10 protein-coding genes are annotated in these 9,598 nt (G+C 70.6%); 5 read left to right on the forward strand and 5 right to left on the reverse strand.

All coding sequences use genetic code 11. The features are described 5' to 3' along the window. Nucleotides 1-81 precede the first annotated feature (81 nt). From ACT4N3_RS06170 to ACT4N3_RS06185, 4 genes are all read right to left on the reverse strand, one after another. Nucleotides 82-525 (reverse strand): hypothetical protein, encoded by a 444-nt coding sequence (locus ACT4N3_RS06170; protein WP_444854333.1) that lies wholly within the window; start codon nucleotides 523-525, stop codon nucleotides 82-84. Next, a complete protein-coding gene (locus ACT4N3_RS06175; protein ID WP_444854334.1) occupies nucleotides 522-1,424 on the reverse strand; it encodes a TIR domain-containing protein in 903 nt (300 codons plus the stop codon). The genes ACT4N3_RS06170 and ACT4N3_RS06175 overlap by 4 nt, the downstream gene beginning before the upstream one ends. A gap of 19 nt (nucleotides 1,425-1,443) precedes the next feature. Further along, entirely contained in the window at nucleotides 1,444-4,071 is a 2,628-nt protein-coding gene (locus ACT4N3_RS06180) for a DUF2339 domain-containing protein (protein ID WP_444854335.1), read from the reverse strand. Between the two features lie 132 nt (nucleotides 4,072-4,203). Beyond that, the gene (locus ACT4N3_RS06185) at nucleotides 4,204-5,868 is read right to left on the reverse strand and encodes a hypothetical protein (protein WP_444854336.1); all 1,665 of its coding nucleotides are present in this window, start codon (nucleotides 5,866-5,868) and stop codon (nucleotides 4,204-4,206) included. Between the two features lie 218 nt (nucleotides 5,869-6,086). Here ACT4N3_RS06185 and ACT4N3_RS06190 point away from each other — a divergent pair, with 218 nt between their 5' ends. Beyond that, nucleotides 6,087-7,283, forward strand: a complete 1,197-nt coding sequence (locus ACT4N3_RS06190) for a phage portal protein (RefSeq protein ID WP_444854337.1) — start codon at nucleotides 6,087-6,089, stop codon at nucleotides 7,281-7,283. 27 nt (nucleotides 7,284-7,310) lie between these two features. Here the strand turns inward: ACT4N3_RS06190 and ACT4N3_RS06195 are convergent, their stop codons facing one another. After that, nucleotides 7,311-7,463, reverse strand: coding sequence for a hypothetical protein (locus tag ACT4N3_RS06195; protein ID WP_444854338.1), 153 nt, complete (start codon nucleotides 7,461-7,463; stop codon nucleotides 7,311-7,313). Nucleotides 7,464-7,491: 28 nt separating this feature from the next. Between ACT4N3_RS06195 and ACT4N3_RS06200 the strand changes: the two genes are divergently transcribed. The 4 genes from ACT4N3_RS06200 to ACT4N3_RS06215 all read left to right on the forward strand — a co-directional run. Beyond that, entirely contained in the window at nucleotides 7,492-7,809 is a 318-nt protein-coding gene (locus ACT4N3_RS06200; RefSeq protein WP_444854339.1) for a DUF6127 family protein, read from the forward strand. Continuing rightward, nucleotides 7,802-8,248 carry an HK97 family phage prohead protease gene (locus ACT4N3_RS06205; RefSeq protein ID WP_444854340.1) on the forward strand — a complete coding sequence of 149 codons (447 nt, stop codon included), beginning with the start codon at nucleotides 7,802-7,804 and terminating at the stop codon, nucleotides 8,246-8,248. The genes ACT4N3_RS06200 and ACT4N3_RS06205 overlap by 8 nt, the downstream gene beginning before the upstream one ends. 60 nt (nucleotides 8,249-8,308) lie before the next feature. Then, entirely contained in the window at nucleotides 8,309-9,088 is a 780-nt protein-coding gene (gene ppk2 / locus ACT4N3_RS06210) for a polyphosphate kinase 2 (protein WP_444854341.1), read from the forward strand. 99 nt (nucleotides 9,089-9,187) lie between these two features. Next, on the forward strand, nucleotides 9,188-9,598 hold a 411-nt coding region (locus tag ACT4N3_RS06215; RefSeq protein WP_444854342.1), incomplete at its 3' end, for a phage major capsid protein.

A 9,598-nucleotide genomic window follows, 5' to 3' on the forward strand; every position in this document is an offset into this window, starting at 1 on the left:
TTCGCGCGATCGATCCGCCGGAGGCGAGCCCCTCCACCATGCCGCGCATGGTCTCCCTCCCCGAGCAAGCTCAGGGAGGATCTAGAAAGCGGGCAGCTCAAGGCCGGCGCGCTCATTGTCCCAGATCATGGACATGATCCGCCAGCCGCGTTCGGGGTCCTTGAACAGCTGGATCGAGTTGATGCCGCGGCGCTCGGGCTTCGTGTCGTCGAGCGCGGCGCGCGCTTCATAGGCGCTCCAGACGTGGGCGATGTTGCCGAACAGGTCGATCCGCCGGCCGATCTCGACCTCGAAGAACGGATTGGCGGCGAAGAAGGGGGTGGTGTCGGCGGCATAATCGGCGAGGCCCATCGCCTTGAACGCCACTTTGCCGTCCGCGCCGATCCAGGTGCGGATCTGGCGCGCGTCGGGGTGGAAGGCGTTCGCCTGGCGCGACCAGTCGCGCGGGCCGGCGGGGCCGGAGATCATCGCGTACATCTCGTCCACCGCCGCGCCGATCTGGGCGCGGTCGTCAGTGCCACTCATTGCTTGTTGGTCTCCGCTTGCGCCGGCGGCGCCCCCACCGGCTGCTGCTGGTTGCCCGGTGACGAGGGCGGCGTGCCGTCCGCGTCGATGACGTTGATCCATTCGGCATGGACATAGCCCTGGGTGCCGTTGGCGAGCTGGGCCGGCCACCAATTCCCCTGGCGCGGCGCGACGCGGAACACGTCGTCGGTGCCGATCACGGCGATCACCGGCCCGTCAGCGGCCGGCGCCGACCGCAGCCGGACCGGCTTGTCGGGATCCTTGGTCGTCGCCCGGCGGGTGAAGATGCTGCGGGAGACGTCGGTGACCGCGTTCTTCCCGGCGGGCTCGGCCGGCGCGTCGCGGCGCCAGAGCGCGACACCGGCGACGAGCGCGCCGGCGACGATCGCGGTCATGGCGATCGCCGGCTTCGCCCGCAGACCGCGCGCGGGGGCCGCTGGCGCGACGGGCGCCGCGGCGGCACGCAACGGCAGCGGCGGGATGGTCTTGCCCTCCGCCTCGGCGAGCAGGCGGCCGACGACCTTCACCAGATAATCGTAATGCGGCTCCATCGGGCGCGAGATCGCGTCGAGCCAGTGGGCCGAGCTGATGAAGAATTCGAGGCTCTTGGACGGCAGCACGTCCTCGATCCGGAACGGGATGATCGGGATGCCGGCATTGGCGGCGCGCTCGGTCTCGCGGCGGACCTGGGGCGAGGTGACGCTGTGGGCGGAGACGACGAGCAGGAAGATGCGGCTGGCGCGGATGCCGTCGACGATCGCCTCGCCATAATCCTCGCCGGGCATGATATCGCGGGGCGCGATCCAGCATGTGTGGCCGGCCCGCTCGAGCGCCGCGCAGGCGGCGTCGCCGACCGCGCGGTCCTGCGACGAATGGCTGATGAAGACGTCGTGCGTCATTCGCCCCCTCGGCCGGACCTTAAGCGGTTCGCGACCCTCCCGCCAGCGGCTCCTCGCCGCCGGCCTCGGCACGCAGGATCGGGCCGTAGAGGCGGCCGATGCCGATCAGGACGATGCCGAGGCCGAGGAAGGAGAGGATACGCAGGATTCCGGTGAGCGCGGCGGCGTCGATCAGGAAAACCTTCAGCATCGTCGCGGTGAGCAGAGCGAGGCCGGCGAGGCGGAGCGCCTTGTCGGGCAGGCGGATTCCGGCGAGCAGGAGGCCGATCGAGAGGACGAGGCCGCCGAGCGAATAAGTGTAGAATTCCGCGTTGGTCATCTCGCCGCCGGTGAGGATCGCGCCATGAAAGGCCTGGCGGACGAGCAGGCCGGCGCCGGCGATCAGGGCGATGAGGAACGGCACCAGCCAGATGCCGGTCAGCGGGCCTTGTTCGTCCCGCCGCGACGCCGCGTAGAGCCAGACGGCGCTGAGCCAGAAAGCGGGGAGGATCAGGTTGAGGACCGGCAGTGGCCCGACATCCTGCGCCATGAGCGCCGGATTGTGGACGATCAGATCGAACCAGACCAGGCGGACCGTGGCGAAACCGGTGAGGACGGTGCCGGAAAGCGCGACCATGTCCGGATCGAGGCGGGGAAGCCTGAGGCGGCCGGAGGCGAGCAGCCAGCCGGCGGCGAACAGGGCCTGGGTCAGAATCGTCCGCTCGAGGAAGCCGCGGGCCTGGAAATCCTCGTCACTCGTCAGACCGAAGGCCTGCTTGAAGGCGACATAGAGCGCGGCGAGCGCAAGGGCACCCGCGACCGGGGCGACGGCGCGAATCGCGGGGAGCTTCACATCGGGCAAAGCGAGGCGAAGGCCGGCGAGCAGGACGGCCGGAAGCGCGAGGGCGAAGAAGGCGGTTCTGAGGCCGGGCAGATCGACGGCGAGGACGGGCGCGCCGGCCAGAGCGATGAAGAAGCTGTTCGACAGCTCGGGCGTCAGCCAGACGGCGCGCGCGACCGCCACGGCCGCGACCAGGCCGGCGATCGTCGCCAAGGCGAGGTCGGCGAGGCGACGGGCCGCCAGCGCCAAGGCGATGCCGAGCGCGAGCCAGCCGGCGACGATCAGCTCCGCGGGGAGGAGGTCCCAGGCCGCGGTCCCCGCGAGAATGGCGGCCGATGCGCCGGCGGCGAGCAGCGAGAGCTCCGCCGGGGCGGATGGCGAGGCGCGCCCGCGCAGGCGCCAGATCAGGGCCGCGGGCCCGAGCGTCAGCAAGGCGGCCATGCCGCCCCATTGCGGGGCGCTCGCCAGCTCCGGCCAGGCGGCGCGCAGGACCAGCAGCGGGCCGGCAAGGCCGATGCTGGCGACGATCGCCCAGCGCCGCTCGCCGCGCAGCCAGGCGAAAGCGAGGCCACCGAGACCGAAGATCGCGGTCAGACCCAAAGCGGCGTGGGGGCTCCACGGATCCCGCCAGCCGCCGGCCTTGAACATCAGCACCATGAGGCCGAGCGCCAGCGCGGCGGGCGGCGCGGCGCGGGCCGCGGGCCTGAGATGGCCAAGGGCCATCGCCGCCGCGGCGAGCGCGCCGAACAGGGCCCAGCCGACCATGTCGAGATCGGTTCGCGCGGCGACCATGGCGAGCTGCACAAGGCCGAGCAGCATCGGCTGGACCAGCCCAAGCGAGCGGCCCTGGCCCGGCCGGGCCAAAGTCGCGGCGATGGCGAGCGGAATGATGAATATGCCCGCGGCGAGCGCGTCATCGGCGTCCCGCAGCAGCAGGAAGCCGCTCCAGAGGAAGCTCAGCAGCACCGCGGCGGCGGCGAGCCAGGTCCAGCCGCGGCGCCAGGCGACGAGGAAGATGGCGAGATCGAGAAGAGCGAGGTAGGCGAGGAGCGGCGCCGCGCCGGCGTCCGGATCGCCGACCAGCAGGGGAGTCAGGAAACCGCCGACCAGGCCCATCACCGCGGTCGGCGCGCCGTGGCGCAGCGACAGACCCAAGGCGGCGGCGGTGATCGCCAGCATCGCCGCCGAGGCCGCGCCCGAGTCGATCAGCCCGTAGAGGATGTGGCTGCCATAAGCGGCGGCATAGAGCACCGCGACTCCGGCACCGACCAGGGCTTGCGCGATGCGGAGGTCGTCGGCCATCTTCCAGCGCGCCGCCTCGCCGGCGGCGATCAGGGCGAGGCCGAACAAGGCGGCGGCGATCATGCGCAGCGCCGGCGTCACCAGGCCGATCTCGATCGAGAAGCGGATCAGGTAGATGGCGGCGGCGACGAGGGCGATGCCGCCGAGCCAGATCAGCAGGCGGCCGGCGACGAGGCGCTCGAACAGCGCGCCGAGGGTTTCGGATGGGGGAGTGTGCGGTTCGGCGCCGATTTCGACGATGTGCTCGGACGGGGGCTCGGGCGAGACTGCCCCTCCACCATCCGCCTCCGCCAAGGGCTCCGGCGCATGGTCCCCCTCCCCGAGCAAGCTCGGGGAGGATCGAGGTGGCTCGGCCTTGGCGGCGAAGGTGACGCTATAGGGGACTGCCGGTTCGGTGGGTGCAGACGTGGGCGCATCGCCCGCCAGCCGCTGCTCGACCAGGTCGAGCCGGCGCTTCAGTTCCCGGTTCGAAGCCCAGACCGCGGCGAAACCGCCGAGCAGCAGAAGGAAGAGAAGCGCCAGCACCCCGCCTGCCTAGTCCGCATCATCAACGCTGTCAGCGCAGAAAGCGGCGCAGCGGATCGAGCTTCGTCTCCAGCCCCGTCCTCGGTGTTCATGGGTCCGGCCTTCGCCGGGATGACCCGGGAGGCTTGGATTTCAGATACGCGCCAGCTGCACTTCCGTCACATCCCCCGCCCACACCGCGCGGGCCCGCGCGAGGTTGCCGGCCGCCAGCGCCTCGTCGCCGAGGGCGCGATCGGCGAGGGAGAGGGTGTAGAGGGCGAGGGGGTCGTTGGGCCAGCGGCGGAGCGAGGCGTGGAGCTGGGCGCGGGCGGCGGCCGGGTCGCCGGCGGCGAGCAAGGCGGCGGCGAGGCTGCGGCGGACGGAATACCAGAAGAGCGGCGGATCCGTGCCGAATTCGGCGGCGAGCTGCGCGTTCATCGCTCGACGATAGGCGCCGGCCGCCTCTTCGTAGCGCCGGTCGAGCATGGCGGCGCGGCCTTCGAGCACGCTTTGGGCGATCTCGGCGAGGCGCGCGCCGCCGCGGCCGAGGCCAGGCGCCGCGGTTCCTTCGCGCAACACCGCGAGCGCGCGCGCCTCGGCGCGGACGGCGGCGGCGTCGCCGTTGCGGGCCAGCGCCTCGCCGCGCGCATAATGGCGCATCGCGCGGTCGACCGCATTTTCGCCTTCGGGCAGCGCCAGCACCTCGGCGACCGGCAGATGCAGGCCGGCGGCGTAGGACAGAGCCGAACCGAGAATGCGCGAGGGCTGCTGGACGTTTTCGCCGGTGAGATAGGTCGCGCGATACTGTCCCGACACGGCGAGCGCCGTCGCGCCGTCGCCGCGGGCGAGCGCGCTGTTGATCGCGAAATGCATGTTGTGGCGGTTGAGGTAGAAGCGATAGTCGGACGCGACCGGGCGGGCCTGGCGGTTGAAGGCGCGGTCGGCGGCGACCGCGGCGACATTGACCGCGGCGGCATCGCGATAGCGGCCGACGCCGTAAAAGCTGTGCGACGGCATGTGGACGAGATGGCTCGCCGCCGGCGCGATCCGGCCGAGCCGCTCGGCATAAGGCACGGCGAGGTGCTGGCGGTCGATCCAGTCGGTCAAGTGGATGTAGTAATGGATCGCGCCGCCATGGCCCGGGTTGCGGGCGAGGACGCGCTCCAGCAGGCGCTGGGCGAGCGACCCGGGCTGCATGTCGCTGGCGGCGACCATGCGCGCGTCGGCGGCCATGATCTGCAGCGTGTCGTCCCCGGGCATGCGGAGCGCCGCGCCCTCCATGAAGCTCGCATAAGCCTCATTGGCGAAGGCGCCGCCGGCGCCGGCACGGAGCGCCTGGCCGCGGACCAGGAACTGGTCTCGGCGGCCGAGGCGATCCACCAGCGCGAGCGCCCGGCCGGCGGCGGCGCGGGCCGCCTCCAGCTGATCGGTGCGGGGGCGCAGGTTGATCGTCGGGCCCCGCGCCCAGGCCTCGCCGAAATGGCAGAGCGCGCAATTGGGGTCGAGCCGCTGCGCCTGCTGGAAGGCGCGGATCGCCTCCACTTCGTCGAACGCCCAGATCAGCCGGACGCCCTGGGCGAACCAGGCACGGGCCTCGGGGTTGGCGGTGTCTGGCTCGAGGCCGGCATAGCCGAGGCCTTCGACCAAAGCCGGCGGCGGCGCTTCAGTGGCCTGCATCGCCTTGGCGCCATTCGGTGGGGTCAGACAGGATTCATCGGGAAGGGAGGGCGTCCGTCGCGTTCCGTCCGATCCCGCCTCTGCCGCGAACGTCGTCGCCGCCAGCGCCGCGCCGAACAGCGCGCCCCGCATCGCTCTCATTATGGTCTCCCTGACGTGAGCCTAGCGCTTCAGCCTGAGGTTGCGAAGGGGCCTCGACGAAAGCCGTCCCGCGACCAGATGAACGTCTCTTCGTGCAATGATTAACCAAATCGGTAAATTATGCTTGACAGCGTGACGCTGATATGGCACAAGACACAAATGCTGGACAGGTGCGCCCGATTCGCGAGGCGGGCCGGCCGGCTTCCAGGGAGCGATGCATGAAATGGTTCGGCCGGAAGGCCGCTCGCGGTGGCGGGCGGCCTTTTCTGTTGGCGGGTTTGCCGCTGCGGTTCGCCGACGCCTTCGAGGAGCGGCCGGCGAGCTACGAGGCGCGGGTCCGCGAGGCCTATCTCGCCAATCCGGTCGCGCAGCGGGCGGTGCGGCTGGTCGCGGAGAGCGTGGCGTGGGCGCCGATCTACGCGGATCAAAGTGGTACTTTGATCCGGGAAGAGGCCCCTCCACCGCGTTTTGCGCGGTCCCCCTCCCCTCGAAATCGAGGGGAGGATTTGGTGGCGCTGGTTCCGCCGGGCCTGCTGGAGACGGTGGCGACGCAGTTGCTGTTGCACGGCAACGCGTTTGTGCGGGTGGTGCAGGATGCGCGGGCCGAACCGGTGGAGCTGGTGGCGCTGCGGCCGGAGCGGGTGCGGATCGAGGCGGATGGGCGCGGCTGGCCGGCGGCCTATCTCTACAAGGTGGGCGAGGCGGCGAGCCGGTTCGAGGCGACGGATGCGCTCGGACGGCCCGGTGTCATTCATTTGAAGGCCGCGCACCCGCTCGACGACCATTATGGGCTGGGCTGCCTCGGCGCGGCCGCCGCGGCGGTGGAGCTGCACAATCTTGCGGCGCGCTGGCACCGGGCGCTGCTGCTCAACGCGGCACGGCCGTCGGGCGCGCTGGTTTACGATCCGCCGGACGGGGCGGCGCTGTCGGCCGACCAGTTCGCGCGGCTGAAGGAGGAATTGGCGGCACAATTTTCCGGCGCGGCCAATGCGGGGCGGCCGCTGCTGCTCGACGGCGGGCTGAAGTGGCAGGCATTGAGCCTGACCCCGGCCGACATGGACATCGGCGCGCTGAAGGCGGCGGCGGCGCGCGACATCGCCTTGGCCTTCGGCGTGCCGCCGATGCTGCTCGGCCTGCCCGGCGACGCGACCTATGCCAATTACCGGGAAGCCAATCGCGCGTTGTGGCGGCTGACCGTGCTGCCGATGGCGGAGCGGATATTGCGCGGGATCGGCGACGGGCTGGCGGCGTGGCGGCCGGGGCTCAAATTCGCGATCGACGTCGACCAGGTGACCGCGCTCGCCGAGGACCGGGAGCGGCTGTGGCGGCAAGTTCGGGCGGCGGAGTTCCTGTCCGAGGAGGAGAAAAGGGAGATGCTCGGATCCGGACCCGCGGAGGGCGGGGACACGCAATAGCATGTCCCCGCACGCCTGCGTCGGTCGTCAGCTCGGGAGCGGATCGCAGATGCCGGCCGACTGATTCCACTCGCCCTTCGACGCTGAGCAGGAGTCGATCCGCCACTCGCGCCACAGCCACCAGCCGCCGAGCGCGAACATCGCGAAGAGGATGATCAGCAGCACGACGCGGGTGGCCATCGGCAAGAGATTATCGAAAGGAAAGCGAATGAACAGCCAGAATGCGTCGATGCTGGCGCTGCTCATCGCCCAGGCGGAAGGGCAGGGCGCGGACATGCCGACGCTCCGCGCGCTGATCGAGGAGGCGAGCGAGGTGGGGGCGGAGCGGGCGCTGGCCGCACTCGGCCTCAAGGACGAGCATGCGCGGCGGGACATGGACGAGCTGCGCGAGCTGCTGCGGGCCTGGCGCGATGCCAAAAGATCGGCCTGGAACGCAGTGGTGAGTTGGGCGGTGCGGATCGGGCTGGCGCTGCTGGTCGCGGGGATCGCGGTGAAGGTGGGCGTGCTCGAGATGCTGCATGGCTGAAGGACCCACCCCCGACCCCTCCCGGAAATCCGGGAGGGGAGGAATTCGCTTCGCCGGCTATGCGGCGATCTTCGGGCGGCGGGACCGGGGCGGGGACGTGGTGCGCGCCGGAGCGTTCGCGCGGGCGCTTGGCCGGCCGGCGGGCAGCGTGCTTTTGCTGTGGCAGCACGATCCGGCGCGGCCGATCGGCAGGATCGAATATCTGAGGGAGGATCGGCGCGGGCTGCGTGTAATCGGGCGCTTGTCGGAAGGCGCGGCGGGGCGCGAGGCGGCCGCCTTGCTCGGCGAGGGTGCGGTGAAGGGGTTGAGCTTCGGCTATCGGGTGCGGAGCGCCGAAGGTGACGGGCCACGGCTGCTGACCGATCTCGAGCTGGTCGAGATCAGCCTCGTGACGATGCCGATGCAGCCCAAGGCGCGGGTGCATATGGTGGAAAGCTGAAACCGTCTCGACGGCTGCAGGCCCTCACCCTACCCTCTCCCGCACGCGGGAGAGGGAATGATGACGAAGCTCAAGCGCAAGGCTTATGAGGAGTTGCTCGCGCCGATCCGGGAGGAACTGGCGGAGATGGCGTTCTGGGCGCAGGAAACGGGGCGGCGCATCCTGATCCTGTTCGAGGGGCGCGACACGGCGGGAAAAGGCGGCGCGATCGACGCGGTCGCCGGGGCGATGAACCCCCGCCAATGCCATGTCGTCGCGCTCTCCAAGCCGAGCGAGCGCGAGCGCGGGCAATGGTATTTCCAGCGCTACGTGCCGCATTTGCCGGCCAAAGGCGAGATCGTGCTGTTCGACCGGAGCTGGTACAACCGGGCCGGGGTCGAGCGGGTGATGGGCTTCTGCAGCGAGGCCGAGGCGGAAACGTTCCTGAAGGCCGTGCCGGGGTTCGAGAAGGCGCTGGCGGACGACGGCATCTCGCTCTTCAAATATTGGCTGGCCTGTGATCAGGAACGCCAAGAGGAACGGTTCGCGGAGCGGCTGGAAGACCCGCTGAAACGCTGGAAGCTGTCGCCGATCGATATCGCGGCGCGCGAGAAATATGGCGACTACACCAAGGCGCGCGAGGCGATGCTGAAGGCGACGCATACGAAATGGGCGCCCTGGACGCTGGTCGACTTCAACGACCAGAGGCGGGGGCGGCTGACGTTGCTCCGCGACCTGCTCGACCGCCTGCCGGACAAGAAGCTGCCGGCGCCGGTGGTGGAGTTTCCGGCGCTCAAAGGGCGGCCGAAGAAGGAGCGGTTCGGGGTGTTGAGGCCGATCGCGGATTTTCCGGTGAGTTAGAAAGACCCTCACCCCACCCTCTCCCGCACGCGGGAGAGGGAGTTTTTAGCCCTCGCCCGTTCGGCGGGGGCTTTTTCGTATCAACCGAAGGAGACTGAGATGCTGGAAGTGAAAGGCGATGCGCTGGAGGAATCGTTCGCGGCGATCGAGGCCGAGGATGAGGAGCTCGAGGCGCTGAAGGCGGAGGTGGCGGCGCTCAAGGCGCGGGTGGTGGCCGGGGCGCGGCCGGCGCTCGAAGGCGTCAAGGGCGAGACGGCGCGGGGCGGCACATCGCCCTTCGTCGAGCGCTACCTGAGAAGGGGGCTGGAGGCCGGGGTCGAGCTCAAGGCCTTCGCCGGCACCAGCGACGCGGCGGGCGGCTATGCGCTGCCGGAGGAGCTGGACGCGCGGATCGAGAAGACGCTGACCGCGATCTCGCCGATCCGGGCGATCGCCAATGTCGTGCGGGTCGGCTCGGCCGGCTATCGCAAGCTGGTGACGACCGGCGGCACGCCGTCCGGCTGGGCCGCG

Source organism: Sphingosinicella sp., from assembly GCF_052388015.1.
Lineage (GTDB): Bacteria > Pseudomonadota > Alphaproteobacteria > Sphingomonadales > Sphingomonadaceae > Allosphingosinicella.